Raw genomic sequence first — 25,111 nt, forward strand, 5'->3', positions numbered from 1 at the left:
TGAGCATTCCGCGCGGGCTGGCCGTTGGCGGAACCGCCAAGCACGCGAAGATCACTCCGGTTGCTGATCAGAGGTCGTCGTACCGCCCCAGCAGCGCCAGCGCGTTGGCCCACCCGATCGGCGTCAACCGGTAGAACCGGCGGCGAGCCTGCCCATCGGGCACGCCCTCCTCCCACTCCCCGGCAACCCAGCTACGATCCTCCAGATCGTCGATCAGCGACGTCACGCGCACCGCCGTCAGCCCGGCCGCCTCGGCAAGCGGCCAGATCGCCATCCCAGGCTGGTCCTTCAGCAGCACCTCCAGCACGCTGCCGAGCGCAGCCGTGTACTGGAGCCCGTCCACCTCGCGGCGGCTCACGTCCCACCTGCCCGCCGCTCCAGCTCGGCCCGGCCCGCGTCGGTGACCACCGTCGTGCGAGCCGTACCGCGATGACCTTCCGCAGGCCCGACACTGATCAACCCCAGCGTGACCAGCGCGTCCACGTCGGCCTGATTGAGACCGTACTCGGGGATGTCCTCGTACGAGCCGTACAGGACGACACTGCCCTGCTCGGCGAGGACGCCCAGGAAGTGCAGCCGGCGCGGGGTGAGACGCGGAGTCACTCCCCACCACCACCCGGCAGGCCCTGCGGCACCCGGCCTCCGCGCTTGGTCAGCTCGGCCACGATCTCGTTCATGGCGTCGCCACCATGTCCGCGTCGTCACCGTAGTGGTGGTCGAGACCTTCCCAGCCGTCCGCGAGGGTGTTCTCCAGGCACAGGGCCGCGCGGAAGCACGCCTCGCGCTTCGCCGTCCGCCGATGCATCAGGCATCGCCGCCCTCGGGAAGCGGACGCCCGGCATCAATCCAAGCATTCACGAGCCGACCGATCGCTGCGGCTCGCGACGAGTATTTGCGTCGCGTCCGCAAGGGATCCATGGGAAAAGCCGGCTTGAAGCGCCATCCCTCCTGGAGCCACGGGCCTGCCCCGTAGCGGGTCATGTTCTCCTCGGCTAGACCGATCTCGACGTCATCGACGTACACCAGCCACTGGCGGCCCCCAGTGTGTTCTACGGTCTGCGCCGGCCCGAGCTCGACGGACAGGTTCTCGTCCCAGCGAGGAACCTTGCCCGGTCGGACGGGGGTGCGGTTGGTGTTCATCGGGCCTCACCCGATTCGAGCATCTCCGTCGTCAGAGCGAGCATCCGCTCCACGTCACCCACCGACGCCGCCCGCGTGAACTCCTCCAGGCCGGCCCGCGGCAGGAACCGTGAACCCATACCCGAGGGGAAGAGTTCCTCATCGACCACGAACCCATCGTCGTCCCACCAGCCGGTGCCGTCGATGTACGAGCTGCCGGTCTGGTCAGCTAGGTCGAGCTTGGCGGCCACAGCGCCCAGGGATTCGCCATCTGCGCGAAGCCTTATGGAGGTTGTTTCCCGATCTCCGATGAATACCGGCGAATCGACGCTCGTCCGCCACAGCACGTAGCAGTCGCGGCCAGGCGCGCTTTTGAACACGACGAGGCTCATCGGCCCTCACCACCCGCCTCGTCGTCCTCGGCCGACAGGTAGACCCGGCCGGCGGACTCCACCTGCACCCGGCCCGCCAGCATCGCCAGCAGCTTGTCCTGGTCCATGTTGAGATCCGTGGCGGCGCGACAGAGATTGTCGGCCTGGTCCTGAGTGAGCGACACGTCGAGGGTCAGGGCGCTCTCGCTCGACGGCTCGTCGTCGGGCTCCCTGGCGGAGCACTCCGAGTAGTGCCCGTAGACCACCTCGCGCACCGAACCGATGTTGTTGGACTCCACGATCAAGTCGTAAGCGTTCCCCGTCCGGAACCCGCACGGCTTGTGAATCAGGTGGGAGAGGTGACCCCAGTAGCCGGTGCCCGGCTCGGTCTCCCAGTCGGCAGGCAGCCTCACCGGACCTCACCGCCCGTCAGAGCGACGACCGTCACCGACTCGACCGGGGTCAGGTGCGTGACGAACTCGCCGTCCGCATCGATCGTGACGAGGTACATGCCCGATGCCTGGTCCAGGTCCTGGATCGCGTCCTCCCACAGGAGGTCGATGCTGTGGACGTTCGGGTCGGCCTGGAAGCCGACGACCTGGGTCGGGTTCCCCTTCCAGACGTCCTGGCGGCCGATCGCGCCGGACTCGTCGGCGAAGTAGGGGTAGGGCAGTGTGTGGTCGGCGGACGGTTCCTTCTGAATCTTGAAGGTCGTCATCGGACTTCCCACCCCCCAGCGTGCAGCTCCGTCCGAAGCTCCGCGATGACCTCGGGGGCGGCGTGCTCGACGTAGACGCCCTCGTCGCACCTGGAGATGTGGACGGTGGTGGGAGCGTAGACGAAGACGCCCCGGAGGATGTCCTCCGCTTCGCGGAGATTGACGCGCAGGATCGTCAGGCCGGCGGGCAGCGGCTTGGCGGGCAACCCGGCACGCCGCCGGGCGGCGGCCAGCGCTTCGACCTCCGCCACGGTGGTGATGATGGGGCGGCTCATCGGACCTCACCCGGCCTGGCGGTGTTGTAGAGGTCGTCGAACGACATTTTCCAGGCAGCCACGTACTCGGGGAACCCGGCGGCGAGCTTGGCCTGGTTCTCCAGGTCGGCGTGGCTGATGGCCTCCATCAGCAGTTCGAGGAAGTGGCCCGGTCCGGCCGTGCGGCGCGTGGCGGGGTACTTGGACCACAGAACGTTCTCGGCGACCTCGGGCGTGACGAGGCCGGTGTCAGGGGTGGTGTGAGCTTCGCTCATGATCATCTCTTTCGCGAGGAGACTGATTCACTCGCGATCGTAGCCTTCGTTGGCGCTACCGCCAACGAAATGCCAAACTTCAGATACTTGTGAATATCTGAACTGCACTCCTGGTGGCAGTTCTGATATTTCGTCCCTGCCAGGTCAACAAGAGGCGTGAATGACTTCCGATATTAGAAGCCAAGATCACAACGAGTTGGAGCGTCCAAAACGACGACGCCCCGGAGCCGCACCCACCCCCGTACCGGAGCGGTACGCCACGGCGTTCGCCGACTACGAGCAAGCAGTCATGAACCCGCTCTTGGATATGGACGACGACACCCGCCGCGCCTACCTCTCCCGCATCCGCCAATACCTCGCCTGGCTCGAAGACGCCGACCTCAACGGCGACCCCCTCACCGACCCCGCCGTACGCGACTGGGCCGCCCGCGACTACCGCGCCCACCTCCTGACCGTCCTCAAACGCAAACCCACCACCGTCAACGCGCACCTGACCGCCATCGACGACTTCAACCGCCGCATCGGCCTCGGCCCCGCCACCGCCAAACGCATCATCCTGCCCAACCTCGCACCGCGAGCACTCGACCAACGCACCCAGACTCGATTCCTCCGCGCCATCGAACAGTCCGCCCCCCGCGACCGCGCCATGGGCTACACCGCGTTCTACGCCGGAACCCGCATCCACGAACTCGTCGCCCTCGACATCGACGACCTGCACATCAGCGCCCGCAAAGGCGTCCTCATCATCCGCATGGGCAAGAACGAGAAGTACCGCGAGGTGCTCATGCACACCACGCTCCGCACGGAACTCGACACCTACCTTCGCCACCGCGCGAACCTGCCCGGCGCCGACAAGAGCAAAGCCCTGTTCCTCAACGTGCGTGGCGGCCGGCTGTCCGCCCGAGCCGCCACCGACGTGCTCAACGGCATCGCCGACCGGGCCGGGATCGACGTCGGCCGCGACGAGGAGTTCACCACCCACGTCCTGCGCCACACGCTTGGCACGAAGCTGGCTCGTGAAGGAGAAGACGTGGTCAAGATCGCCCAGATTCTGGGCCACAACCTCGAGACCGCCCGCCGTTACACCCTGCCCACCGAGGCCGACATGCAAGCCGCCATCGACAAGCTCACCGTGGACGAATGAGACAAGGAGCCCTCAGGATGACCCGCCCTCGCGCAAGACATCAGTCGGAGACAGCACCCCAGGCCACCGAGGATGGCACCGCACCAGCAAGCGTCTACAGATGCGCGGAATGCGGTGACGGCACCCGCCTGACCGCTTGGACGCATGTCGTGGCGCACGGCCCCGTCAGCCCTACAGGAGTCATCGAACGCTACGACTGGACCGACGACGATGACGACGTCATCGAGGAGTCGATCCAGTGCGAGGTCCACGGTGAGGGCTCCGTCGAGAAACTGATCGACGGCCTGTACTGCTCTGCGATGATCGACGGCCGGTACGTTTCACCCACGGTCGAACTGGCCACCGCCCTGCTGAACGAGAGCGACGTCAAGTGGGACGTACAGCATCGGGAGCTGTACAACCTGGCGTTGAGGATCAGCGGCCGAGGCTGGAAGCCGGTGACCCCGGAGAGCATCGCGAGGTTCGAGGAGTTGGTGAAGGCCAGGGCGCGGCGGGCGGTCGCCGATGACTGAGCGCAGCGCCATCCACATGCTCACCGTGGCCGAATAGTCGTTGGCGGTTCCGCCATTGAGCCCGGCGAATCTGAGCGGATGCCCGACAAGCTGTAGGTGCCGGTCGTACGGTGGCGTCCACATTCCTCGCGAAAGGGAAACGCCACCATGACCATGTTCATCGACACAGCCGTCTACGTCGGGCCGGACGGCACCTACTTCGACGTGATCGACGCACTCCCCGACGCCCCTCCCGGTAGCGTCATCGTCAACGCCTCCGGCATCCTCTTCGGGCTGGAGGCCAACGACCTGCGCCTGCTGCTCAGCATGCTCGGCCCGGACGCCACGCACGGCCAGGTCTCGCTCCTGCTCAACGACCCGGACGGCCACCTGTCGCTCGTCGCCACATCTGGGCCGGAGGGCCTGGAGCTCGCGGTCAACTTCCCGGCGTGCGCGACCAACGCCACGGTCACCATCCCGCACGACCGGTCCGCCGCGGTGCGGGCGGCCATCGAGGAGGCGGCCGGCGATGAGTGACGTCTTCCCCAGCAGAGCCGACTACAACGAGCCCGGCTCGATCGAGATGGAAGTGCACGAGCTGGTGATGCGGTTCTCCTCCGGCGGCCGGTTCCGGCTCGTCGCCATGCTCTACATGCTGCCGTCCGAGCCGCCGAAGGTGGGCGGCCAGTGGCCACGCATCCTATTCGCCGAGTACGCCAACGATGGGCACGAGGTGCCGATCCTGTTCGGGACCGAAGCCCTGCCGGGTGAGGCGTACGAGGCGTTCCCTGATGATCAGGTCGTTGTCATCCCGATACCGCCGCAGGAGGCGGCGCGGGAGCTCGAACTGGCGGCGAGGGAGCGGATCGATGGCTAGCTTCGCTCACCTTGCGTACGTCCTGGAGCGGGCGGCCGACATCATGCTCGGCGACCACACCCTCGACCCGGAGGAAGCACTGGCTCGCGCGGTCTGGGGCGGCGAGCCGTGCACCAAGGAGTACGGCCCGGACTTGGACGCGTTCTACATCGCCTCCAGGATCATCGAACTCCAGGACCGGTTCACCTCCTGGGAGACCACAGGCATCGACCCGGACGCCACGCACGTCCGCGACATCCCCCACGCGCAGGCCCGGAGCGCGGCCCGGCACATGGCCGAGCTGTTCCACCGCATCGACTACGCCGGCTACCGCCCTCGCGTCGAGGATGACGACCTGGACGTGGTGGCGCGGCTGATGTGGGAGCAGGCGCACGGCGTCGAGTTGGCGAGGTGCCCATGAGCGCGAACTTCACCCTTTCCGCCCAGGTCGTGGACGCCGCCGCCGATCTGCTGGAGTCTGACGCCACGCTGAACCCGCGCAAAGCGCTGGAACAGGCGGTGAGCTCGGCCGGGATCGCCCCCGAGGAGGCCGACCCGCTCACGAACGACGCGGACTTCCTCATCACTGCCCGGCACGCCGGCGGGCACGGCTATGCCGACCTGTTCGACCTGGCCGACGTGGCCCGTGACGAGGCGATCCTCGCGATGCGGGCGGCTGCCGCCGAGTATCGGAGGTACAGCGCATGAGCGACTCCACGGCACGCAGCATGCGTCATCTGGACACCGAGGACGACGTGCGCGCTTTCGCCGTCGAGCACGGGTTCGACGTCGGAGCGCAGTTCGGCAGCCTGTACGTGTACCTGCCAAGCCGGTCCGCCACGATCGGGGACACGATCATCGACAACGGTCCCGGCGCGGAGTACCGGTACGAGGTCTACAACACGGCGACGTCGGGGGCTCGGAACTGGAACCTCGACGATGAGCCCGAATAGGGTCCGCCTCGACCAGGAAGGAGCACCATGAACGCCGTCACGGAAGAGATCATCACGCACGCGGCGGCTGAGGCCGGGATCGCCCTGAACGGCCAGGCCGCGCGGGTGGCCGAACTGGTGGAGTCGCGCCTGCCCGACACCGACGACGGCTACACCCGCGACGACATCTCCTACGAGCTGGACGCCGCGCTGCCCGAGGTGGGCATCGAGTTCACCACGGATGAGGTGTGGGAGATGGCCGCCGTGGTGTGCAACTGGATCTGACGTCGCACGCAAGGGAGCCCGCCGCCTGTCGGCGGGCTCCTGTATGTTCAAGGGCAGGTCGGTGCTCGTTCGGCCGGATCGCCCCTCCTTGACAGCCTTGGGCTGAGGATTTCATCACGGCCGTGCACGCCAGGCCAGCCCTACAAGATCGCAGGAGCACTTGACGTGTCGGATGAGCCGAAACAGCCCGAGCGGGCGCAGCAGACCGATAACCAGTTCCGAATCGCACTGCTCACCGCCAGTGCCGCTCTGGGAGGGGCTGTCGTTGGCGCTTTAGCCACATTCGCCGGGGTCGTCTATCAGGCCGATTCCACACGTGAACAAGCCCTTCGCCAGGAGCGCCAGGTCGCCTACACACAGCTGAATGTCGCCTTTGACCGCTTCAATACCGCACAAAAGGATGACCGGTGTGCGCGATATGACGAACTTCTACCGGCATACGCAACAGTGCGGCTCCTTGCACCCTCCATTGTCGCCGCCCACGCGGGCTTGGCTGTAGAAGCCGCTCGGCGCCAATGCCTCGCCATCAGCAGCACAGGACAGGGCTTCAGCGAGGATCAGAACAAACTTATCCGTGACATCGTGCGACCATTCACCGAGGCAGCGCGTAAAGACCTAGGCGTTCACCCCGAGGACTGATCCCGCTCCGGGAAGATGTCCGGCCAGTCCACCGGCGTCCAGGCCAGCGCCGCGTACAGCCTCGTCCAGGCGTCCGCGATGGCCACGCAATTGGTGACGTGCCCCGTGTCCTGGATGTGCTCGGCTGCCTGGTCCAGCAACTCCCCCGCCTTGCCGCGGCCAGCTCGGCGGGCGTCACGCCGACACCTCCGGCTTGTCCTTGGCGCGGGGGCGGTGGTCGCCGCCGCGGTGCCGCAGTTCGACGCCCGCCTCCTCCAGCAGCGTGTGGATGAACCCGTACGAGCGGCTGATCGACTCGGCGAGCTCGCGGATGGATTCGCCCGCCTGGTAGCGGCCGGCGACGAGCTGGGCGAGCAGGTGGCGTTCGGCGCCCAGGATGCGGACGCGAGGCTTGAGCTGCATGAGGGGTCCTTCTGCTCCTGAGAATGGGGCACTGCCGAATACGTCAGATCGGTAGTCACGGAGGCACACCCAGCGCTAACTTTGAGTGATGCAGGCCCAAGCACTCGGGGTGTTAGAGGCCGCGCTCTGGGGCTTGGCCGGCGGCGGCGCCGCCGCACTGGTGTCACTGATCGCGGCTATCAAGGCCGCGGGCTACCGTTGGCCCTGGCGCGGCAAAGACCGCACCGACCAGGAGATACGTGAGCACTTCTGGGCCCGGTTCGCCGTGCTCGGCGGATCCCTGCTGCTCGGCTCGATCGTCGCGGCAGCCGCGCACGGGCAGATGAGCGGCCCCTGGCCAGCCTTCCTGCTCGGCGTGGGAGCCGAAGCCAGTGTGCGTGGCTTGTTGGCGGGGGTAGAGGTGGCCGTGCGTAAGGAGGCGGGCGGAGGTGAGCAGCATGCGAACCCGTCCTGATGCCCTGCTCGCTCGCCTGGCACGGGCAGTTCGCCCCTCCCGCCCCTGGCTGAGAGTGACCGTATCGCCTTGGTGGGCCCGCGTGCTCATCGCCGCAGGAGCACGTCCAGCACCCGCAGACAGCATGGCCGTCAGCTTCCCTCCCGTAGGGGCTGCGCATGGCGTAGGACCGGGCGCGGACCTAAGGGGCGCGGACCTAAGGGGCGCGGACCTAAGGGGCGCGGACCTAAGGGGCGCGGACCTAAGGGGCGCGGACCTAAGGGGCGCGGACCTAAGGGGCGCGGACCTAAGGGGCGCGGACCTGACCGGCGCGAACCTGAACGACACGACCCTTATCGGCGTGCACCTGAACTTCGCGCTGTTGCCCAACGCGAACCTGAGCGGCGCGCTCCTGGAGGGCGCGGACCTGACCAGTGCGAACCTCACCCACGCGATTCTGTCCGTCGCGGACCTCACCCACGCGGACCTGAGCCGCGCGAACCTGAACAGCGCGGACCTGGTCTACGCGAGCCTATACCGCGCACATCTGCGCAGCGCGCACCTGCACCACGCGCACATGGACGAGGCGGACCTGAGCCGCGCGGACCTGAGCGACGCGGACCTGACCGGCGCGAACCTGAGGCACGCGGACCTGACCGGCGCGAACCTCACCCACGCGAACCTGACCAGTGCGAACCTCACCCACGCGAACCTGACCAGTGCGAACCTCACCCACGCGAACCTGACCGGGACGCGCCTCGACGGCGCGAACCTGCGTGGCGTGGTGTGGAGTGAGCAGACTCAGTGGCCCACGGACAAGTGGAAAGAGCACATGCGGAAAGCGTCTGATCAGTTGCCCGACGGGCGACTACGGGTCCGTGCCGAAGGCACTTCGGACTCTGCACCGATCCTCGTGTGATCACCTGGTCACGCCGCTCGGCGGGCAGCGCGTAGCTCGTCGCGGTCCTCCGCCGTGGTCGGTACGGGACGGCCGGCCCAGATGCACCACTCGATGAGGGCGAGGTCGGCGTAGTCGTACACGGTTTCCCGCCCGGCGCGGCCGAGGATGCGCGCCTTGTAGCGGGACGCCCATTTCCGGATGGTGCACGGCTCCCGTTCGAGCCGGCGGGCGGCTTCGCGGGCGGTCACGGGGGATGGCGGGGTCACGTTCACCCCGCTTTCGCTGTTCTGTCCCGGATTGATCGAGGCGCTGAGATGGCCGTAGACGCGCGAACAGGCCACGGCCGATAGGAGAGGGTGGGGGCGGCACACGCACCGGCAGAAACGCGTCCAGTCCCGCGTCTCGCGTACGCCCAGCTCACAAGGGGGGAAGGTGGGCATAGGGGTGCCGCCCGCACGAAGTGTGACACACATGATCGCGTGGGCGCAACCGTTGGCGGCACCGCCAACGATCAGCGCCCCAATGCCGTTTCGGGGCATGCACCGACTCAGTCAAAGGCGGTGACACGAAAGACGGGAACGAAGACAACCGCAACGATCAACACCAACAGGCAGAGCCCGATCACAAGGAACGTCCAGACGTTGAACCAGCGGAACCCGATCGTAAGAAGTGCCAGCACCTCGCCAGCAATGAAGATGAGCCCAAGCACGAAGGCGGTCCAATACGCCCTGTTCACGTCCTCATTCGCCATCTTGATCTGCCCCGAGGCCCCGCTCTTATCCGCCTCGTTGAGTTCGCGTTGCAGGGATCGAAGGATGAAGCTGAACTCGACCGCTAAGGCGATCATAAGAGTCGGCAGGACCTGCGCAGCCGTAGTGTAGAACGCTTCTGAACCCATACCAGTTATTCGCGGTCAGATCGCCGAATGTTCCAGGATTGCGTCCTGTCCGCGTGAAATACGGCCGGGGATGGGGTCGGTTACACAGGGGGCACGCGATCCACGAGGACCTTCGCCTCTTCACCGCGGCGTCCCTGGCATAGGCAGGGGATGCGCTCGGAGGCAGGCATGCGGTAAGCCGTACCGCTCACGATAGCCGACACGTCATGATCACGCGCGTGCTCGGACGCAACCACCACTCGTACCGTGACATATGCGGTCAATGTCCGCTTACTGGCCTGGTCCGGAGACTTCTGCTCAATTATGATCAACTAAAAGATTATTCAACCTGAGGGCGGGCCGAGCCCTATCGTCGAAAGGATCAACGATGTTCCGACTCCGGCAGATAGCCACCGTCCTAGCAGCGCCTCTGCTTCTCATGAGCATGGTCGCGGGCGCGGGAACCGCATCAGCGAGTTCACGGAACGAAAGTTCCGGCACAGCGGTGCTCTCCGGCACGCCCGGACCATTCAAGATCGCCAATCATCAAGCCTTGGGGTTGTGCCTTGACACCACCGGCACCCTCAGTCACGGCGTTTACCTGGGCCGTTGCAACAGCGGCGACCCCGGCCAGAGGTGGGGCTGGTGGAACGGTGGGTGGCTCATCCACCTCCAAAGCGGCTACTGCCTAGCCGCTGTAACCGTAGCCGGTGTCAATGTGGCCCAGTTACAGCACTGCATTGACCATCGCACCCAGTATTGGACGCACCAGAACTTCGCCATTCTCAACACGAGCACGGGCACCAACCGTTGCCTGGATCCCGCTGCCGCTGTGGAGGGGGCAGACGTGGAGCCCATAACCTGCTTCACCACTCCCGCGCAGGGGTGGTCGGTGACCTACTGGTAGTGACGCCCGGCTCGCACATCGCGGAATACTTCGCACGTCACCGCCGTCGCCGGGTGCACCTGCGGCGGCGGCATGCAATGGCACGAGACCACCTGCGCCCTGTGGGGCTGCCCGCCGGCCAGGGCCCCTCATCAACGATCACGCGCCTGCCTCTTCGATCACGAGCCGCACCTTCACCGGCGTCAACAACACCGCAGGCTCCACCCCAAGCAGGCCCGCCAGGATCACCAGCTCGTCCACGTCCACCCGACGTCGGCCCCGCTCGATCGCCGACAGTGCGAACCGGTCCAGACGATGCCCGCGCGCCGCCGACACCTCCTCTACGCGGTCGGCCGAGACGCGGCGGGCCTTCCGTAGGACGCGCACGTTCTCCGCGACCACCATCCCCACCTGGCCGACGTGCGGCGCCGACCTGCTCACGCGCTCACCTCCCTAGTCGTTTGTGTGCGGAACCGCGAACGAGCTGTCATGCTCCTGCCTCCTCCGTCACCCGGTCCATCGCCTCCGCCTCCGACACGTGGTGGCCGCAGTTCTCGCACACGTAGTAGCCGGCCCGCGGCTGCCACTCCAGGCGCCGCAGCTCGCAGCCGGGGCAGCGCGCGACCGTCCGGCCGGGCTCGTCATCCACCAGGCGCCGCAGCCGCGACTCCCACGCGAGCGCCCACTCGACCACGCCGAGCTCCACGGTCTGCTCCGGGTCGTTCACCGCCGACACGACGGTCAGCCCCTCCAGCGCCAGCACCGCGTCCAGCTTGTCCACCAGCCACGACACCGACCGCGACCTCACTACACCCGACCGGCCGGCGGGCACCAGGTCCGCCAGCTCCAGCCGCTCCCCCACGTCCCTGCGCAGTCGGAGCAGTTCGCCCGTCAGCGTGTGCACGACGTCGCCTTCCCCCGACAAGCTGCCGTGCGGCCGAGTCCCGCGCACCCGAGACCACCGCGTTTGCGCCTTCACCACGCCGGGCCGCGCCGCCCACGCCGCCGCCAGTTCGTCCACCACCAGCAGCGCACGACGGCACGTCTCCCGGCATCGTCCGCAGTGCAGCGGCTCCCCCGGCCGCCACTCCACGGTCGGCATGACGGGCTCCGGCGGCGGCTCCCCCTCGCCGCCCTCTGCCAGCCACTTATCGACCGCGTCCGCGTGCGCCTCCCGCTCACGCAAGAACGCCGCCCACGCCTCACGAGCCAGCCGGTTGCACGGCCCCACGCACACCCGATCCGACACCAGGACCTCCTCGGCCGCCGCACCCCATGGAACCAGCACACCCTACAAACACCGGGCAAGATCGAAACCATTCAGACACAGCGCGACCGAGGCCAGCGTTGCGCCACGGCCCCGCATCTACTCCAACGGACTCGTGTGCCGGAAGAGGGGAACTAAGACGACCGCGAGGATCATGAGTAGCAAGCAGATGCCGATCCCCGTGAAACTCCACACGTTGAACCACCGGAAACCGATCGCGAGGAACGCCCACACCTCGCCGACAAGGAATACGACGCCCACCCCCGTCGCGGTCCTGACCCAGAAGGTGAATTGGAGCCTTCCCTCCTCAGCCTGAGCTTCGTCCCCCTTCTTCTCCCACTTGCGGGCAGATCGTTGTGCCGCCTGCATCATGAACCCGGCCTCTACCGCCAGAGCGATCAGCAGCGTCGGCAGAACCTGCGCGGCCGTGGTGTAGAACGCTTCTGAACCCATACCAGGTGATCGCCTCCAAACCGCAGGCCGTTCCACGCCCGCGAATCACACCCTCTCCTCGCTGACGATCAACGCCCTTCGACCACGACCCCGCATCGTCACGGCAAGATCAAAACCATTCGCGAAAAACAAGCGCGAGGTACCTCCGGCCGGCCGCCGGGTGGGGGGTACGGGGGCATGCGTGAGCCCCCGCGCGGTGGTCGCGCGGGGGCTCGCTCGCGGTCCGGTTCAGGCGCGGGTGCGCGCTTCGCGGATCACGTTCTGCACCTTGCGGAGCGCGTCCGTGATGGGCGCGATGTCTCCGGCGTTGCCGTTGCGTGCGGCGGCGGCCAGCGCGGGGAGGAGGCGGAGCGCGGCTTGCGCGTAGGAGGCGTTCTCGTCGTCCCTGCTCTCCGAGACGGACACCTCGTGTTCCCACGTGGCGCGCGGGTAGGCCACGCAGCATGCGCCTAGGCCGTTGACGTCCACAATGACCGGAAGCGTGACCCGGCACGCGGCCAGCACAGCGGCCATCTCGCGGGCGGCTTCCCGCGCGGCGGCCAGCGCTTCCCCGGCTCCGGGGTGGAGCACGGGCGCGCTTGTGATCTCCGCGATGCTGATGTGCTCGATCGTCGCGCCGTGCGGGCGTACGAGCCGATACGCGGTGTGGTCGCAGTCGTGGCACGTGTCGGCGACCCACCATGAGCCGTGCTGGTTGCGGCGGTCTCCGGCGTAGGTGACCACCGATCCGCGCGGCAGAAACACCAGCAGGTTGGAGCGGGCGCGCTGCACGCGGGAAGCGTGGTCGGCCGTCAGCGCGGCGGCGTAGGGGCACTCGACGTCGGGGCGGCACAGGCTGCACGCTTCGCGGTGCTGGATGCGGTCGGCTTGGATCATGCGGACGGCGGCGGCGCTGTTGACGGCGAGTGTGGCGAAGCTGGTCATGATCTGCCCTTTCGGGTCGTGGCTGGTTGGTGGTGAGGGCTCCCGCCCCCGGTGGCGCGGGGGCGGGAGCGGTGGTGCTACTTCTTGGGCGCGGGCTTGCCGGGCTTGGCGGGCTCCTCCGGCTGCTCCGGCGGGACGGGCAGTCCGGCGTTGGTGAACGCCTGCGCCAGCTCGGCGCGGGCGATGCCCTCATCGATCCCGGCGAAGAACGCGAGCGCGGGGTCCTGCTTGAACTTGGCCAGCGCGGCGGCTGCGGTCACGACCTGCTTGATCCGCTTCGCCTTCTCCGCCGCGATGCGCTCGGCTTCCTTCTTCGCCGCTTCGGCGTGGATCTCGGCGAGCTTGGCCAGCGGGTCAGCGCTGCCGACCATGGCCTTGACCTCCGCCTGAGACAGGGCGTGCGTCGCGATCATGTGGTCGGCGGGGATGCCGTACGCCTCGCACGTGGCGGCGATGCGTGCGGCGGCTCCGGCGCGGTCGGGCATGCGGTACCACGCGGCGCGGTCCGCTTCGCTGACCTTGTCCATCGCGGCGTACTCGGTCGGGGTGGGGCCGTCGTAGAGGGTGCCTCCGGCCTGCCGGATGGCGATGATCTCGGCCAGCGTGGCGCGGGCGGCGGGCAGACGGTAGGCGTTGATCATCGGGTTGTTGCCGGTGTGCCCCTCAAGGGCCTTGTTGAGGTCGGTGAGGGCGTCACGGACGGCGGCGCGGATCTCGTCGGTGATGGTGAACGGGGCGGTGTTGTTGCTGGTCATTGCGCTTTCCTCTCGGGTTGGGTGGTTACTCGGTGGGGGTTTCGTTGTCGGAACCGCCAACGCGATCGACCAGGGTCTCTTCGGCCGCCTGGTCGGACTTGTGGCGGCGGTAGATCACGATGCACGCGACCGTGATCGTGATCAGCATGGCTGCCAGGATGCCGCCGAGCCACGCGGGGATGTCGTCGCTGACGTGTGTTGCCGTGACGGGCGGCAGGCTGGGGCCGCTCGCGAGGCTGGCCGTGGGAATGGGCGACATGGCCCGCGTGGGCGTGGGCGTCCGTGACGCGATGCGCGGCGTCGGGAACGCCATCGTGTCCGCCGTGCGTGCCGGGGGTGGCACAGTCCCCGTGAGCGGCGCGGGCGCGGTCGTGGTGACTGTGGTTGCCGGACCGGTCGCCGTGGCGGTTGCCGTGGTGGTGCGCGTCGTGGTGGCGCGCACGGTGGCGGTCTCCGTCTCCGTCGCGGTCACGGTGCGCGTGCTCCGCACCGTGGCGGTCTCCGTCGTGGTGGCGGTGGTGGTCACGGTCGGCGGGGTGGTGGTGACCGTGGCCGTGGCCGTGGTGGTCGCCGTGGTGGTCACGGAGACCGTGACGGGGATGCAGATCACGGGCGGGTCCTGGATCGGACAGCCCGTGATCGTCGGGTCGGCCACGACGGCACGGGGCGCGGCGTGGCCTGCTGGTGTGGCGATCACGGCAGCGGCGAGTGCGGCGGCTGCTGCCGCCGTTCCCGCTGCCGTGATCGCTCGTGTGATCTGCATGGCTCGGAGCTTGTTCTCTGTAGGACATGTGTGTCCAGGTTTTGGACAAAATCGAGATCAATCGGTTACCGAGCTGGAGCTCCAAGTTGGCAACCCGTGTTGTCGTGCATGCGCTTGGCCAGCAGGAACGCCGAAACGGGACGACAGTTTCGGGCAGAACAAAACCTCTAGAAGTCAACCAAAGTTGACGAGCACAGATTCGCGCCCACCGACCCCGAGGGCATGTCTGTGGGTGCTCGTCCCTACTCGCTCTTGTGGATCTTGTGTGTACGCGATTCTCCGGCCTTGCGATCGTGGCCTGGTCTCTCTGTGCCAGACCATGCCTGTTCGGCGCTCTCGCTCCACCATGATGAGCATTTCGGCGGTGTCTGGCGGTGGCGGCGCATCGCTCTCGCGTCGGTCGCGTCGCCTGCTGGTCGCCGTGACGGGACAAGCAGCAGCGACGAGGAGGTGAGTGCCCGGCTCGGCCTGGTCGGCTGGGTGCGGCTGATCGGTGGCTCAGGGTTTGGCGATGCGGTCGGCGGCGCAGGCTCGGCACGGTTCGGCCATGAACGGGTGGATGCCGCACATGCGGCCGACGCCGCGGTAGCCGGCGGGCTCGTCCGGCAGGTAGGCGTGTGGGTCTCGGCGTAGGGCGCGTTGGACGTACCGGCCGGGGTTTTTCACGAGGGTGCGGGCTCTGCTGAGGATGAGGCGCCGTACGTGGGCGGCGTGCTCGGGGGTGATGTCTGTGGTGGTGAGTGGGGCGAGTTCGCGGCGGATCATCTCGTCCAGTTCGGAAAAATCTTGTCCGTCAATCCGTCCTTGATCGCCTGCATACGGTCCGTCAGATGAGTGATGAGAGAGCGTCAGTTGGGATGGGATGGGAGTGGGATGGGTTGGGGGGGCGTCTCCAGACGCGTCTCGCGACGCATCTTGAGACGCGTCTCGCTGTGCCTCGCGCGCTTCCTTCTGAGACGCCAGCCACCGCTCCTGACGTGCCTTTTTGGCCTCGCGACCCTCACGAACCTTGATCGCTGACGGCTGGTATTCGAGGTAGTCGTGAATCTGCCAACCGTCATTGGTTTTAGACCACAGACCAGCGTTCACCAGCTCATCGGCGTACCGTCGCGGCGACGAAACGTCACTCACGTACATCAGCTCACGCGTCCCGATCACGCCATCGGTGAGGTTCGCGTTGCACCAGCACAACGCGCTCACGTACAGGCGGAACGCCCGATCCGACAGCGGCCGGACCTTCCGGTTGACCGGGAACTGGTCATCGACACGTACCCACGGCATGCAAGCCGCCCTTCCCTTATGCGCGAAGTGGGGGCTCGTCCACCGAGGGAAGTGGTCGAGCCCCCACCGTAAGCGGAACCGCCAACGAACGTCACGAGCCCCCGAGGACCGCCATGGCGAGGCGGCGGACCGCGGCCGGGGTGGTGTCGTGCGCGTAGTCCGGCGGGTACACCTTGACGTTCGCCTCGCCGCCGCGCACCCGGCCAGCGCCGACGAGGGTGCCGTCCGCCAGGCCGCAGTACAGGAGCCGGGCGTCCTTGCCGAAGCTCCGGGTGTCCAGGACCTTCGCCTCGTAGGCGACCGCGACCGCCACGAGCGTCAACACCGGAGGGATGAGCGAGCGCAGCATGGCCGTGTCGGCACCTTCGAGCGCGTCGGCGGTGAGCTGCCCGTCGCTGATCCAGTCGGGCGGGAACACCGGCGTGATGCCGAACGTCCCCAGCGTGTTCGGGTCCTGGCCGGCGGGCACGCTGATCAGCATGAGGGTGGGTTGCACTCCCCAGTCTCCGGCGTCCTCGAAGTTCTGTTCCAGGCCGCGCACGTACTGCTCAGCGATGTCGGCGGTGAGTTCAGGCATGGCGTTGGCCGTCTTTCTGTGAGTGGTGGTGAAGGGTAGCGACGAGTTCGGCGCGGCGGTCCATCAGCATCCGGCCCAGCCAGTTCGCGCCCGGCTCCTGACACGAGTTCCGGCCGCACCGGCAGTCACCCCAGTGCTGGTCGTGCCAGGTGTTGCCCTCGATCAGGAGCGCGTTCCCGGTGCCGAGGAGCACCCGGCCTGCCGGGGTGTCGGGGGCGAACTTGACGGTGAGGATCGTCCGCATCGCCGTGTAGCGGATGGAGGTGTCCCAGCCGGGCCGGAGGGTGACGCGGCGGCCGAGCCGTTTCGCCTCCCCCGGCGTGGCCGCCGCCATGATGTCGGCCCGCTCGGCGGGGTCGAGCGTCTTGGCGGCGTTGAACGCGTGCTCGGCGGTCGGGTAGGTGATCTGTCTCTGTTCCAGGTGGGAGTGGAGGGTCACGGGGATGCGTGCGAAGTTCGACAGCGCCTCGTACGGGCCTGCGAACCGGTCGATCACCTCAGCCATGGCGGACACCTCCGCATGTGCACGGCCCACCGGCGAGAGCACGCCGGTTCACCTCGGCGATGACCGCGAGGACGATGGGCGCGACCAGGTCGTCGGCTTCCATGCCGACCCGCCAGTTCGCGGCGGCGAGCCCGCGCCGGCCTGCCTCCATGAAGGGGGCGAGTGTCTGTGCGAGTTCGGGGGTGAGCTGCCTCTGTGCGTCACCCATGGTCGTCGCCTCCTTGCACGAGTCGCAGGCCGGGAGCGCCGCCCGGCCAGCCGCTCGCCTCGCCGTCGCCGTCGAGCACGGCCAGTTCAGGCGCAGCCTGGCGGCCGAGGACCTTCGCCATGACGGGCCAGTCGTCTGCGCACAGGCCCACCGAGGGCGGTTCCCAGCTCGCGCCGGCCGCCCATCGGTACACGTTGGCCCACTTCCACCGCAGGTAAGAGGGGCCGAGGCCGCCACGGTTCGGCAGCGGCTCCGGCACCTTCCCGGACGCGAGCAGCGCCCGCTCGTGCTCCTGTACCTGGTTGGCGACGTCGCGGTGTCGGGAGCAGTACCAGTCCGGCCTCCAGGTGCCGTCGTCCGGGTTGGTGACGCGGACGCGAATGGTGCCGCGCCGCTCGCATAGCCCACTGCGTCGGATCATCGGCGCCGGACATGGCGCGTACCATGCGCCGCGGTCCTCGGGCTCGTACCGGGGCGCGTCGGAGGCGATCAACTCCCGGAGCTGGAAGTTGTTCCTGAGCCCGAGAATCGAGGCGGCGCGCTTCCAGCGGTCATCCTTCGGGCATCGTTCGATCGCGACGATCCAGATCCAGGTGATGACGAACATGCGGAAGTCGCCGCCCCGGCCGGACGTGGGGAAGCGGTCGTCCTTGTAGGCGCGGGCGATGAGCTGGTGGGCGTCGAGGATACGCCGGAGTTCACGCCCCTCCACGCCCGTTCCCTACCTTCCGCATCTCGTCCATGACGTTCTTGGCCGCGTACGCGAGGCGGCCCATCAGCTCCTCTACGCGGGCCTGCCGCTGCTGGAGCCGGATGTGGTCACGGCAGTCGGCCAGCGCCGACGCGAGCTCGTGCGGGGTCATCCGGTCCAGCTTGGTGCCGTCGCCCCAGGCGAAGTCGTCGAGCTTGGCGCCGAGCAGCTTCTCCAGTTCTTCGAGGAGGTTCAGGCGGCGTTGCACGTGCTCGGCCAGTCCGGAGTGGACGGCGTTCTGCCGGGCTTCGGTGACGCGCTTGTAGAGTTCGTCGCGGTGCCGCTCACGCACCTGATCCATCTCGGTCAGGCGGGCGTTGTCCGTCCGCCTGACCAAGGTGGCCAGCAGGTCCATGGTGAGCGTGAGCTCTTTCGCCTCCGCTTCCACGACCGTCTTGAATCGGCGGCGGATTGCGGTGGCTGGTGGCTCCATCAGCCCCCAGCCGGCGGGCAGCTCGTTCTGCTGGACGACGCCCGCGGGGGCTACGATCCAGAAGCGCGTGCAGTACGGCCACCAGGCGTCGGCCTTGCCCGGATTGTCCAGCTCGCGCAACCAATCCGCGCGGGACACCTTGAGCTCGTGGACGTCGAGCGCCAGGCCGCGCGAGCGCCACAGCCCGATCCGGACTAGGTCCGCGCGGCTTCCGCCGGCGCCGGGTGTGCTGGCGGTGCCGGGGGCTTCCACTTCGCGGAGCAGGATCTCGCCGTCGCGGACGGCGCCGGGTTTGCGGTAGTGGCGTTCGAGTGCGTCATACAGGGTGGCGGTGTTCAACGGGGCCTCCTCGTCCAGCGGAAGACGAGCGTGGGGAAGGGCAGCACGTAGACTGCGGCCGGGGCGATGTAGGCGCCGACCCACAGGTCTCGCGGCTCGATGTAGACCGCCAGGCGGCCGAGGGTGAGACGGCGCGTCGTCATGCTCTCTCCCCGAGGTGGGTGCGGACGGACGCGAGCGCGGCCATCTCCCGCTCAGGTGGCGGATCGCACATGTCGAGGTACGCGGCGGCGATTTCGACGACGACGTGCAAGTCTTCTTCGGGCACGGTGGTCTGGCCGATGTTGTGCTCGACCAGGGCGCGGTATACCTTGGCAGCGACCTCGGCGTACGTCATGCCTGCGTTCATCGCGCGGCCGATGACCTCGGCGAGCGTCAGAGCGCTGATCATGCTGGGCACCCCATCTCGAACAGCGGCAACGTCTTCACGGTCTCTACGGACTTGCGACGACGCCCAGCAGGTCGAGGCGAGCGGCGACGAATCAGGCCCGCCTCAGCTCGAAGCCGCAGCGTCCTGAGCGTGAGCGTGCGCTTCACGCCGTTCACGGTCTCGGTGAGGATCGACACGTCCTTGCCGTGCTCCTCCCGGAACCGCTGCTCCTCGTACTCGGCCAGGGCGTACCGCTCCGGGAACTCCCGCAGGGTGAGCAGCCACTGAGCTTGGCCCGCGCGGACGCAGCTGCCCTGGCAGTTGTTGTGACTGAAGCCGAGCTCGTACATGCGAGCGATGGCGATGCCGAGCTTGACGCACTCGGCCTTCATCCGCTCCTTGCTCCAGGTCTTGTCGTCCATCAGCGGGAACTCGACCCGCCACGGCGCCCATCCCTTGACGACGCCGGGCTTGCGGCGTTCCTCGGCCGCGTCGAGGCCGACGTACAGAATGGTGTCGGCCGGGTCGCAGTTCTTCTCCAGCCACTTCCGGCAGGGCTTCTGCTTGAGTTCCTTCGTGCATGGGGCGAGCCGGGAGTTGCCCAGGAAGTGCTGGTCGAAGTACACCTGGAACGGGTTCCGGCCGTCGCACACGATGGTCGGGGTGATGTCGAGGTGTTCGCTGGCCTGGCCGAGGAATCGGTACAGGTCGGGATGCTCCCACAGGGTGTCGGCGAACAGGAGGACCACGTTCTCCTTGCCGTACTGCTGGACGACGAGGTTGGCTGCGTGGAACGAGCCGAGTCCGCCGGACATCTGGATCACGTGCCGGGTCATGACGGCCGGCCCGCGTGCCAGCCGCAATCCCCGGCAGAGCACGGGCGGCACTTCCAGCCGCTCGGAGTCCGTACCCAGCCAGACGTGGCTGCGGTCTCCTCGGCCTCAGTCTGCGACTTGCAGTGGTAGACCATGCACTCGCCCGGGTCGTCGCAGCCGTCGCCGCAGCAGCCGCACACCACGTAGTAGCACGGCCTGTCGAGCTGCTGGACCACCGACGGCGGCGTCCAGTCGGTGTCTCTCGGGTCGTCCGGTTCGAGAGCCGCTTTCCGGGACGGGTGGTGGTACTGCTCGCCTGTCTCGCCGGGCCTGATCCAGCACGGGGCGGGATGCGTGAGGACCTGCGAGGCGATGACCGTGGTCAAGTCGGGACTGCCGAACGTCGGAGTGCTCATCGGACGTCCGCCTTCCGGAAGCCCTGCAGGTGCAGCACCAGGCCGCCGGACGGTTTCCACCTGAGCGGCGCGGTGACTCGCACCCGGTCGCCGACGTCGAACTTCCCCTTGAGCCGCTGGTACTGGCGCGGGATCATCCACGCTGTGGCGGTGGCGCCCGCGTCCTCGAGAGTGAGGTGCGCCCACAGCTTGCCGGTCTTCTGGCTGTCCTTCTCTTCGATGGCGATGACCGTGGCTTCGACGGTGACGGTCTTGCACCGGTCCTCGCCGGGGCGGGCGTTGATGGCGGCCAGCGTGGTCACCTCGCCCTCCAGGACGGCGACCAGGCGGCGGGCCTGGCGTACACGGACGTGGTGGCGCCCGGCCGGGGTGAGAGCGAGCGTCTTCGTGCTGGGGCCGGTCAACTCGATGGTGATGAGGTCGTTGCGTTCGGCGGTGTCGATCGCGCCAGTGCCGCACGTGTGCTGCCCGGCCTGCCACCGGCCACGCGAGGTGGACTGGTAGGTAACTCGGCCGGTCTGCTGGTATTCGGCGCTTCCGGCGATGGCGTCGAGGAGCCGGTCAACGGCTTGCCCGAGCTGGGGGATGCGGATGTTATTGGGGTGCTGGTGGTGGGTGGTGGTCACGGTTGGTCCTCTCTGATGTGGCGGATCAGGTTCTTGAGGTCCGGGTGCAGGTGCTCCTCGGGCTCGCCCATGGAGAAGGCGGCGCGGACCAGCCGAACGACGTGCTCGCGGTCGATGTAGCGGGCCGCCGCCTCCTCCGCCGGGCTGGCCCGCGGCTCGGTTTCGGGTGCGGGTTCTTCCTGCTCGTGGAAGTCCTTGAGCGCGATGCCGTACTCGCCGCGGCGGGTGATGGGAACCCAGGTCGCTCCGACGATGACGCCGTGGTCGATGATCGTGCCCCGGATGGTGCGGGGCAGGTCGTCGGCGAACATCGGGTACACGGCGGGGCCGTGGACGTCTTTCCACGTGACGTAGCGGGCGCTGCCGCGCATCCCGTTCGTGCGGTGGAGGTGCAGTAGCGCGGTGAACGGCGTCGGCTTCTGCCAGGTGATGGTGTCGGGGTCCACGCTGGCCGGGTCGCGGATGATGCTCCCGTACTGGTCGTACGGCACCGCGGCGGGGATGGCGCCGGGCTGCTCGTGCGCGGACTTGGCCGGGCTCACGTCTGGTCTTCCTCTCGCTGGTGGCGGTCACGGATGCTCTGCGGCAGGAGGGTCCGTGCGAGCGCGGCCCCCCGCTGCGTCGCAGCGGCGGGATCGTCGGGGAGCCTGCGCGCGAGCGGGTTGACGCGGCCGGCGGGGGTGAGCCGCCAGCCGCGCCCGTTCAGGTCCGTCATGAACCGGCGCGCGACCGCTTCGGCGTCGGCACGCTGCTCGGGCGAGGTGGACGCCCATTCGCGCAACCGCTTGGCCAGGACCTCGACGGCCTCATCCATCGCCCGCTTCTGGAAGTCCGCTTTGGCACTCATGACGGCTGCCCCTCCTGTTGGCGCTGGTAGGCGGCGCGGCGCAGCCGCCGTTTGCGCTCGGCCTCGCGGGTCTCGAAGCCCTGGCCGTACCAGATGCCGGTCGGCTCGCCGTGCCGCAATACCGTGCCCGCGTACTCGCGGCATTCGGGCCGGACCGGGCAGGAGCGGCAGACGGCGCTGGCTTTCGCCTCGCGCTGCTCCTTCTCCTCCTTCGTCTCGCCGACGTCGGAGCCCGGCCCGCAGAAAAGAGATGGGTGTTCGTTCTGGCACGCGGCCTGGTCGAGGAAGTCGGTGAGCCAGCTCATCGCGGCGGCCCCTCCTCCTGGTCCGCGTGGAGGAGGAGGCCCATCTCGCCGGCGGCGGCCAGGTAGCGGTCGATCGACCGTTTGTTCCGCCCCATTTGCTCGGCGATCTCGTACCGGTCGCGCAGGCCCGAGTTGTGCCAGTCGGCGGCCTGCTTGACGAGCGCGTACGCGTCCGGCGTGGTCGGCATCCACGCCGGACGGGTGACGGCCTTGACCTCGAAACCGGCGGTGCGCAGCGCCTCCAGCAGCGCATCGGGGGTGGGGTCTGGGCGGGCCAGCTCCTTCGTGAGGACGGCCACGGCTGATGTCGTGGTGGTCATCTCCTACTCCTGGAAGGTGTGGCGGTGGTGGATGTTCGGCTGGTTGGCCAGCCGCCGGGCGGCGTCGAGGTCGGCGACGGTGAGGTCGCGGCCCTCGATGACCGCCAGCGCGCGGGTGCGGTCCGGGTTCCAGACAGCGACTCGCGGCCTGTCCGGCATGCGCGGTTGTTGGCGGTTCCGCCAACGACGCTCGTCGGCGACGTCGGATGGCGTCTTCACCAGCCCTCCCTGCAGTACAGCTGGATCTGGGCAAGCACGCGGCGGTGCTTGGTGGGGAGCGGAAAGGCGGGGTGGCCGAGCAGGTCGAGGACGAGCCAGCGCGCCCACGCGGCGTCGCACTCGTCGAAGGAGCGGAACGAGGCGCCCGCGTACTCGTACGCAGCCGCCGCCATGTCGTGCTTGGATGCGCCGCCCTTCCCGGTGGCGTACATCTTCAGGTGCTTGACGTTGATCACGGCGACAGCGATGCGGTATCTCCAGCAGGCGAGCCGCACCGCCCCGCCGATCTCGGCGAGCCGGTGCGTGGCCGACGACCGCTTGCTGAAGGCGTAGTCCTCGATCCCGACCGCTTGCACGCCCGTCCCGAGGAGCGAGGTGACGACGTCTCGTTCGACGTGGTCGGCTCGCCGCATGTCGTCGGCGTACGTCCGCGTCTTCCCCGCGGCTTTGGGCGCGGTGATGAGACAGGTCCTGCCGTCCGGCAGGGCCAGCCCGGTCTTCTCTGCGGCCTGGTCGAGCCCGGCCACCCGCGGTGGCTGCCCGGCCGGCGGCGAGGTGATCACTGTCCTTCTCCCTCCTTGCTCGTGGTATCGATCGCGCGCAGGCCGCGGCGGGCGAAGTCACGCCACTGTTGCTCACGGGCGCGTTGGGCGGCGTCGGCCTGGCGTACGGCGCGGCTGTGCGCGAGGAGCGCCACCACCGTGACCGTGATCGACGCGAATCCGATCACAGTGGCGAGGTCACGCAGCACAGTCCACGCGGTCCACAGCACGTCGATCACGACTCGACCGCCTCCCCCGCTTCGAGCTGGGCGATGCGGGCGCGGAGACGTTCCACCTCGTCACCCGCGTCGTTCGCTCTCGTGTTCTCCTGGCGCAGCTCGGCCATCAGGCGGGCCTTGTCCTGCATAAGGTCGCCGACCTGCTGGTACGCCTCGCTGTACTGCTGCTTGTAGATGTCAGCCTCTCGGGCCTGGTCGCGCTTGGCGGTTTCGATCCCGGCGAGAAGCCCGAGAGCCGCCCCGGCCGCGACACCGAGCAGCGTGGCCACGACGGCGAACACGCCTGGGGCGATGAACGACAGCACGAGCAGCGCCAGATTGGCGCCGCTCACCGCTGCGACCTGCCACGTGGCCAGCTTCACGCCGCGCGCTCCTGGCCGCTGTCGAGCGCGCCGAGGACCTGATCGAGGGTGCGGCCCTTGGTGTCGTTCCAGTTCGTCAGCCAGAACTTCGGGCAGAGCTCGTCGTCCTCGGGGTTGCGCCCCAGGCTGGTGGCGATCTCGTCCATGAGGTTGTGCGCAGCGTCCCAGCGGGCCTTGAAGGCTGCGCGGCCCATGACCTCGATGTCGCTGCGCCGAGGCTTGGCGCGGGCCAGCGCATACGGCGGGAGCCCGGCGCCGCGGCCGATCGCTTCGACCAGACAGCAGCCGGTCTTGCCGGGCCGGTTGCTGGCGTAGTTGTTCTGAATCCAGCCGTCGCGGCGCAGCACGCCGATGGCGGCCGGGCGAATCGTGTCAGGGCTGACGGTGGTGGTCATGCGGGTTCCTTTCGAGGGGTGATTCCTGCGTTGGCCAGGTCTTCTGGTGTGCACGGGGCGACGCCGATCTCCTGGCCGGGGTGGTCGCGAACGGCCCGCTCGAACACGTAGCTCACGTACGCGAACGGCAGCGGCCGGTCGGGCCGGAGCGCGACCTTGTTGACGAAGACGAGCCAGAACGGGCCCGGCTCGCGGCTGTAGTCGATCGCGTCCAGGTCGGGGCTGCCGTCGTCCCGGACCGCGATGGCGTCCAGCACGGTCACGGACAGGACCTCGGTCGTATCGTCGGCGGGCCGAACGCTCACCATCACGTCGTTGTTCACGCTCTCTGGCCCTCCCCGCCGGCCGCCCGCCCCTGCACGCCGAGGAAACCGAGCGGCGGCATCTGGCACGCCTCCATCGCGGGCAGGTGCGTGCCGTTGACCTCGTGGACCGGGCCGAGCACCGGGTCCACGACAGCGATCCGCGCGCAGTGGCACACGAGCGTCGGCCGCGACTCCTCATCCGACTCTCGAGACTCGTCCTTACCGACGAGGGCGAGGAGCTGGTCCCGGCTGCGGACCAGGTCCGCGAGGTGCTTCTCGGCGGCGGCCCTCTCCTTGTCCAACTCCAGCTCGACGGCGATGCGGCGGGCGTCGAGGTCGGCGATGTGCCGCTCGGCGCCCGCGATAGCGCCGTCCACCTGCTGGAGTCCCTGGGTGAGGAAGTTGCGGACGGCGGGCGTGTAGGTGTCGGTCGTGCCGGTCTGCTCGGGGAGGGTGTCGATCGACATCCGAATGTCCTTTCTCAAGGGGTTGGGGGGTGTTGGGGCCGGCC

The 25,111-nt window shown here is 68.2% G+C and carries 52 protein-coding genes; 11 read left to right on the plus strand and 41 right to left on the minus strand.

The window, feature by feature from the left end; genetic code table 11:
- Window positions 1-67: 67 nt before the first annotated feature.
- The 9 genes from ID574_RS55825 to ID574_RS55860 all read right to left on the minus strand — a co-directional run bounded on the left by ID574_RS55825 (window position 68) and on the right by ID574_RS55860 (window position 2,737).
- Window positions 68-358: a helix-turn-helix transcriptional regulator gene (locus tag ID574_RS55825; RefSeq protein ID WP_188197241.1), complete on the minus strand. Its 291-nt coding sequence runs from the start codon at window positions 356-358 to the stop codon at window positions 68-70.
- A complete protein-coding gene (locus ID574_RS55830) occupies window positions 355-603 on the minus strand; it encodes a hypothetical protein (protein WP_188197242.1) in 249 nt (82 codons plus the stop codon). The genes ID574_RS55825 and ID574_RS55830 overlap by 4 nt, the downstream gene beginning before the upstream one ends.
- A gap of 70 nt (window positions 604-673) precedes the next feature.
- Window positions 674-805 carry a hypothetical protein gene (locus ID574_RS62175; RefSeq protein WP_262496181.1) on the minus strand — a complete coding sequence of 44 codons (132 nt, stop codon included), beginning with the start codon at window positions 803-805 and terminating at the stop codon, window positions 674-676.
- Window positions 805-1,140: a hypothetical protein gene (locus ID574_RS55835; protein WP_188197243.1), complete on the minus strand. Its 336-nt coding sequence runs from the start codon at window positions 1,138-1,140 to the stop codon at window positions 805-807. Before ID574_RS55835 ends, ID574_RS62175 begins: the two co-directional genes overlap by 1 nt.
- Entirely contained in the window at window positions 1,137-1,511 is a 375-nt protein-coding gene (locus tag ID574_RS55840) for a hypothetical protein (RefSeq protein ID WP_188197244.1), read from the minus strand. The genes ID574_RS55835 and ID574_RS55840 overlap by 4 nt, the downstream gene beginning before the upstream one ends.
- Window positions 1,508-1,903 carry a hypothetical protein gene (locus ID574_RS55845; RefSeq protein WP_188197245.1) on the minus strand — a complete coding sequence of 132 codons (396 nt, stop codon included), beginning with the start codon at window positions 1,901-1,903 and terminating at the stop codon, window positions 1,508-1,510. Before ID574_RS55845 ends, ID574_RS55840 begins: the two co-directional genes overlap by 4 nt.
- The gene (locus ID574_RS55850; RefSeq protein WP_188197246.1) at window positions 1,900-2,208 is read right to left on the minus strand and encodes a hypothetical protein; all 309 of its coding nucleotides are present in this window, start codon (window positions 2,206-2,208) and stop codon (window positions 1,900-1,902) included. Before ID574_RS55850 ends, ID574_RS55845 begins: the two co-directional genes overlap by 4 nt.
- Window positions 2,205-2,483 carry a hypothetical protein gene (locus ID574_RS55855; protein WP_188197247.1) on the minus strand — a complete coding sequence of 93 codons (279 nt, stop codon included), beginning with the start codon at window positions 2,481-2,483 and terminating at the stop codon, window positions 2,205-2,207. Before ID574_RS55855 ends, ID574_RS55850 begins: the two co-directional genes overlap by 4 nt.
- Window positions 2,480-2,737, minus strand: coding sequence for a hypothetical protein (locus tag ID574_RS55860; RefSeq protein ID WP_188197248.1), 258 nt, complete (start codon window positions 2,735-2,737; stop codon window positions 2,480-2,482). The genes ID574_RS55855 and ID574_RS55860 overlap by 4 nt, the downstream gene beginning before the upstream one ends.
- A gap of 289 nt (window positions 2,738-3,026) precedes the next feature.
- On the opposite strand from ID574_RS55860, the gene ID574_RS55865 reads away from it, so the two are divergent.
- The 9 genes from ID574_RS55865 to ID574_RS55905 all read left to right on the plus strand — a co-directional run bounded on the left by ID574_RS55865 (window position 3,027) and on the right by ID574_RS55905 (window position 7,084).
- A complete protein-coding gene (locus tag ID574_RS55865; protein WP_188197249.1) occupies window positions 3,027-3,881 on the plus strand; it encodes a tyrosine-type recombinase/integrase in 855 nt (284 codons plus the stop codon).
- 149 nt (window positions 3,882-4,030) lie between these two features.
- Entirely contained in the window at window positions 4,031-4,393 is a 363-nt protein-coding gene (locus ID574_RS55870; RefSeq protein WP_188197250.1) for a hypothetical protein, read from the plus strand.
- Window positions 4,394-4,540: 147 nt separating this feature from the next.
- On the plus strand, window positions 4,541-4,909 hold the full coding sequence (locus ID574_RS55875; protein WP_188197251.1) for a hypothetical protein: 369 nt from the start codon (window positions 4,541-4,543) through the stop codon (window positions 4,907-4,909).
- Window positions 4,902-5,249 carry a hypothetical protein gene (locus tag ID574_RS55880; protein ID WP_188197252.1) on the plus strand — a complete coding sequence of 116 codons (348 nt, stop codon included), beginning with the start codon at window positions 4,902-4,904 and terminating at the stop codon, window positions 5,247-5,249. Before ID574_RS55875 ends, ID574_RS55880 begins: the two co-directional genes overlap by 8 nt.
- Window positions 5,242-5,649 (plus strand): hypothetical protein, encoded by a 408-nt coding sequence (locus tag ID574_RS55885; protein WP_188197253.1) that lies wholly within the window; start codon window positions 5,242-5,244, stop codon window positions 5,647-5,649. Before ID574_RS55880 ends, ID574_RS55885 begins: the two co-directional genes overlap by 8 nt.
- Entirely contained in the window at window positions 5,646-5,936 is a 291-nt protein-coding gene (locus tag ID574_RS55890) for a hypothetical protein (protein ID WP_188197254.1), read from the plus strand. The genes ID574_RS55885 and ID574_RS55890 overlap by 4 nt, the downstream gene beginning before the upstream one ends.
- Complete coding sequence (locus tag ID574_RS55895; RefSeq protein ID WP_188197255.1) at window positions 5,933-6,181, plus strand: hypothetical protein; 249 nt, start codon at window positions 5,933-5,935, stop codon at window positions 6,179-6,181. Before ID574_RS55890 ends, ID574_RS55895 begins: the two co-directional genes overlap by 4 nt.
- 27 nt (window positions 6,182-6,208) lie before the next feature.
- Window positions 6,209-6,445 (plus strand): hypothetical protein, encoded by a 237-nt coding sequence (locus ID574_RS55900; protein WP_188197256.1) that lies wholly within the window; start codon window positions 6,209-6,211, stop codon window positions 6,443-6,445.
- A 165-nt stretch (window positions 6,446-6,610) separates the two neighbouring features.
- Window positions 6,611-7,084, plus strand: coding sequence for a hypothetical protein (locus tag ID574_RS55905; protein WP_188197257.1), 474 nt, complete (start codon window positions 6,611-6,613; stop codon window positions 7,082-7,084).
- On the opposite strand, the gene ID574_RS55910 is transcribed toward ID574_RS55905, so the two are convergent.
- Complete coding sequence (locus ID574_RS55910; RefSeq protein WP_188197258.1) at window positions 7,069-7,224, minus strand: hypothetical protein; 156 nt, start codon at window positions 7,222-7,224, stop codon at window positions 7,069-7,071. The two genes, ID574_RS55905 and ID574_RS55910, sit on opposite strands and share 16 nt — an antisense overlap.
- Before the next feature lie 34 nt (window positions 7,225-7,258).
- A complete protein-coding gene (locus ID574_RS55915; RefSeq protein ID WP_188197259.1) occupies window positions 7,259-7,486 on the minus strand; it encodes a helix-turn-helix domain-containing protein in 228 nt (75 codons plus the stop codon).
- 88 nt (window positions 7,487-7,574) lie between these two features.
- On the opposite strand from ID574_RS55915, the gene ID574_RS55920 reads away from it, so the two are divergent.
- The gene (locus tag ID574_RS55920; protein ID WP_188197260.1) at window positions 7,575-7,940 is read left to right on the plus strand and encodes a hypothetical protein; all 366 of its coding nucleotides are present in this window, start codon (window positions 7,575-7,577) and stop codon (window positions 7,938-7,940) included.
- Window positions 7,941-8,064: 124 nt separating this feature from the next.
- Entirely contained in the window at window positions 8,065-8,838 is a 774-nt protein-coding gene (locus tag ID574_RS55925; protein WP_223168111.1) for a pentapeptide repeat-containing protein, read from the plus strand.
- Between the two features lie 8 nt (window positions 8,839-8,846).
- On the opposite strand, the gene ID574_RS55930 is transcribed toward ID574_RS55925, so the two are convergent.
- From ID574_RS55930 to ID574_RS56075, 30 genes are all read right to left on the minus strand, one after another.
- On the minus strand, window positions 8,847-9,161 hold the full coding sequence (locus ID574_RS55930) for a hypothetical protein (protein WP_188197262.1): 315 nt from the start codon (window positions 9,159-9,161) through the stop codon (window positions 8,847-8,849).
- A gap of 206 nt (window positions 9,162-9,367) precedes the next feature.
- Window positions 9,368-9,718 (minus strand): hypothetical protein, encoded by a 351-nt coding sequence (locus ID574_RS55935; protein WP_188197263.1) that lies wholly within the window; start codon window positions 9,716-9,718, stop codon window positions 9,368-9,370.
- Between the two features lie 1,024 nt (window positions 9,719-10,742).
- Window positions 10,743-11,024 carry a helix-turn-helix domain-containing protein gene (locus ID574_RS55940; protein WP_188197264.1) on the minus strand — a complete coding sequence of 94 codons (282 nt, stop codon included), beginning with the start codon at window positions 11,022-11,024 and terminating at the stop codon, window positions 10,743-10,745.
- Between the two features lie 46 nt (window positions 11,025-11,070).
- Window positions 11,071-11,832, minus strand: a complete 762-nt coding sequence (locus ID574_RS55945) for a hypothetical protein (protein ID WP_188197265.1) — start codon at window positions 11,830-11,832, stop codon at window positions 11,071-11,073.
- Window positions 11,833-11,949: 117 nt separating this feature from the next.
- A complete protein-coding gene (locus ID574_RS55950) occupies window positions 11,950-12,303 on the minus strand; it encodes a hypothetical protein (protein WP_188197266.1) in 354 nt (117 codons plus the stop codon).
- 228 nt (window positions 12,304-12,531) lie between these two features.
- Window positions 12,532-13,227 carry a hypothetical protein gene (locus tag ID574_RS55955; RefSeq protein ID WP_188197267.1) on the minus strand — a complete coding sequence of 232 codons (696 nt, stop codon included), beginning with the start codon at window positions 13,225-13,227 and terminating at the stop codon, window positions 12,532-12,534.
- 77 nt (window positions 13,228-13,304) lie between these two features.
- Window positions 13,305-13,982: a hypothetical protein gene (locus ID574_RS55960; protein WP_188197268.1), complete on the minus strand. Its 678-nt coding sequence runs from the start codon at window positions 13,980-13,982 to the stop codon at window positions 13,305-13,307.
- Window positions 13,983-14,007: 25 nt separating this feature from the next.
- Entirely contained in the window at window positions 14,008-14,745 is a 738-nt protein-coding gene (locus tag ID574_RS55965) for a hypothetical protein (protein WP_188197269.1), read from the minus strand.
- A 498-nt stretch (window positions 14,746-15,243) separates the two neighbouring features.
- Window positions 15,244-16,026 carry a hypothetical protein gene (locus tag ID574_RS55970; RefSeq protein ID WP_188197270.1) on the minus strand — a complete coding sequence of 261 codons (783 nt, stop codon included), beginning with the start codon at window positions 16,024-16,026 and terminating at the stop codon, window positions 15,244-15,246.
- 91 nt (window positions 16,027-16,117) lie between these two features.
- A complete protein-coding gene (locus tag ID574_RS55975) occupies window positions 16,118-16,603 on the minus strand; it encodes a hypothetical protein (RefSeq protein WP_188197271.1) in 486 nt (161 codons plus the stop codon).
- Window positions 16,596-17,108, minus strand: coding sequence for an NADAR family protein (locus ID574_RS55980; protein WP_188197272.1), 513 nt, complete (start codon window positions 17,106-17,108; stop codon window positions 16,596-16,598). Before ID574_RS55980 ends, ID574_RS55975 begins: the two co-directional genes overlap by 8 nt.
- Window positions 17,101-17,316 (minus strand): hypothetical protein, encoded by a 216-nt coding sequence (locus ID574_RS55985; RefSeq protein WP_188197273.1) that lies wholly within the window; start codon window positions 17,314-17,316, stop codon window positions 17,101-17,103. Before ID574_RS55985 ends, ID574_RS55980 begins: the two co-directional genes overlap by 8 nt.
- Window positions 17,309-18,028 (minus strand): hypothetical protein, encoded by a 720-nt coding sequence (locus tag ID574_RS55990; protein WP_188197274.1) that lies wholly within the window; start codon window positions 18,026-18,028, stop codon window positions 17,309-17,311. The genes ID574_RS55985 and ID574_RS55990 overlap by 8 nt, the downstream gene beginning before the upstream one ends.
- A complete protein-coding gene (locus ID574_RS55995; RefSeq protein ID WP_188197275.1) occupies window positions 18,015-18,839 on the minus strand; it encodes a hypothetical protein in 825 nt (274 codons plus the stop codon). The genes ID574_RS55990 and ID574_RS55995 overlap by 14 nt, the downstream gene beginning before the upstream one ends.
- The gene (locus tag ID574_RS56000) at window positions 18,836-18,982 is read right to left on the minus strand and encodes a hypothetical protein (protein WP_188197276.1); all 147 of its coding nucleotides are present in this window, start codon (window positions 18,980-18,982) and stop codon (window positions 18,836-18,838) included. Before ID574_RS56000 ends, ID574_RS55995 begins: the two co-directional genes overlap by 4 nt.
- Window positions 18,979-19,230 carry a hypothetical protein gene (locus ID574_RS56005; protein ID WP_188197277.1) on the minus strand — a complete coding sequence of 84 codons (252 nt, stop codon included), beginning with the start codon at window positions 19,228-19,230 and terminating at the stop codon, window positions 18,979-18,981. Before ID574_RS56005 ends, ID574_RS56000 begins: the two co-directional genes overlap by 4 nt.
- Complete coding sequence (locus ID574_RS56010) at window positions 19,227-20,024, minus strand: adenine nucleotide alpha hydrolase family protein (protein WP_262496182.1); 798 nt, start codon at window positions 20,022-20,024, stop codon at window positions 19,227-19,229. Before ID574_RS56010 ends, ID574_RS56005 begins: the two co-directional genes overlap by 4 nt.
- Window positions 20,025-20,041: 17 nt before the next feature.
- Window positions 20,042-20,440 carry a hypothetical protein gene (locus ID574_RS56015; protein WP_188197279.1) on the minus strand — a complete coding sequence of 133 codons (399 nt, stop codon included), beginning with the start codon at window positions 20,438-20,440 and terminating at the stop codon, window positions 20,042-20,044.
- Complete coding sequence (locus tag ID574_RS56020; RefSeq protein WP_188197280.1) at window positions 20,437-21,066, minus strand: OB-fold nucleic acid binding domain-containing protein; 630 nt, start codon at window positions 21,064-21,066, stop codon at window positions 20,437-20,439. The genes ID574_RS56015 and ID574_RS56020 overlap by 4 nt, the downstream gene beginning before the upstream one ends.
- Window positions 21,063-21,608, minus strand: coding sequence for a hypothetical protein (locus tag ID574_RS56025; protein ID WP_188197281.1), 546 nt, complete (start codon window positions 21,606-21,608; stop codon window positions 21,063-21,065). Before ID574_RS56025 ends, ID574_RS56020 begins: the two co-directional genes overlap by 4 nt.
- Window positions 21,605-21,913, minus strand: coding sequence for a hypothetical protein (locus ID574_RS56030; RefSeq protein ID WP_188197282.1), 309 nt, complete (start codon window positions 21,911-21,913; stop codon window positions 21,605-21,607). The genes ID574_RS56025 and ID574_RS56030 overlap by 4 nt, the downstream gene beginning before the upstream one ends.
- The gene (locus ID574_RS56035) at window positions 21,910-22,218 is read right to left on the minus strand and encodes a WhiB family transcriptional regulator (RefSeq protein ID WP_188197283.1); all 309 of its coding nucleotides are present in this window, start codon (window positions 22,216-22,218) and stop codon (window positions 21,910-21,912) included. The genes ID574_RS56030 and ID574_RS56035 overlap by 4 nt, the downstream gene beginning before the upstream one ends.
- Window positions 22,215-22,538: a hypothetical protein gene (locus tag ID574_RS56040; RefSeq protein WP_188197284.1), complete on the minus strand. Its 324-nt coding sequence runs from the start codon at window positions 22,536-22,538 to the stop codon at window positions 22,215-22,217. Before ID574_RS56040 ends, ID574_RS56035 begins: the two co-directional genes overlap by 4 nt.
- Before the next feature lie 3 nt (window positions 22,539-22,541).
- Window positions 22,542-22,757, minus strand: a complete 216-nt coding sequence (locus tag ID574_RS56045; RefSeq protein ID WP_188197285.1) for a hypothetical protein — start codon at window positions 22,755-22,757, stop codon at window positions 22,542-22,544.
- Window positions 22,754-23,320, minus strand: coding sequence for a crossover junction endodeoxyribonuclease RuvC (locus ID574_RS56050; RefSeq protein ID WP_188197286.1), 567 nt, complete (start codon window positions 23,318-23,320; stop codon window positions 22,754-22,756). The genes ID574_RS56045 and ID574_RS56050 overlap by 4 nt, the downstream gene beginning before the upstream one ends.
- A complete protein-coding gene (locus ID574_RS56055; RefSeq protein ID WP_188197287.1) occupies window positions 23,317-23,538 on the minus strand; it encodes a hypothetical protein in 222 nt (73 codons plus the stop codon). The genes ID574_RS56050 and ID574_RS56055 overlap by 4 nt, the downstream gene beginning before the upstream one ends.
- A complete protein-coding gene (locus tag ID574_RS56060) occupies window positions 23,535-23,900 on the minus strand; it encodes a hypothetical protein (protein WP_188197288.1) in 366 nt (121 codons plus the stop codon). The genes ID574_RS56055 and ID574_RS56060 overlap by 4 nt, the downstream gene beginning before the upstream one ends.
- A complete protein-coding gene (locus ID574_RS56065) occupies window positions 23,897-24,295 on the minus strand; it encodes a DUF6197 family protein (RefSeq protein WP_188197289.1) in 399 nt (132 codons plus the stop codon). The genes ID574_RS56060 and ID574_RS56065 overlap by 4 nt, the downstream gene beginning before the upstream one ends.
- On the minus strand, window positions 24,292-24,618 hold the full coding sequence (locus ID574_RS56070) for a hypothetical protein (protein WP_188197290.1): 327 nt from the start codon (window positions 24,616-24,618) through the stop codon (window positions 24,292-24,294). The genes ID574_RS56065 and ID574_RS56070 overlap by 4 nt, the downstream gene beginning before the upstream one ends.
- Complete coding sequence (locus tag ID574_RS56075; RefSeq protein WP_188197291.1) at window positions 24,615-25,067, minus strand: hypothetical protein; 453 nt, start codon at window positions 25,065-25,067, stop codon at window positions 24,615-24,617. The genes ID574_RS56070 and ID574_RS56075 overlap by 4 nt, the downstream gene beginning before the upstream one ends.
- Window positions 25,068-25,111: the final 44 nt, after the last annotated feature.

The sequence above is a fragment of the Nonomuraea sp. SYSU D8015 genome (assembly GCF_008065375.1).
Lineage (GTDB): Bacteria > Actinomycetota > Actinomycetes > Streptosporangiales > Streptosporangiaceae > Nonomuraea.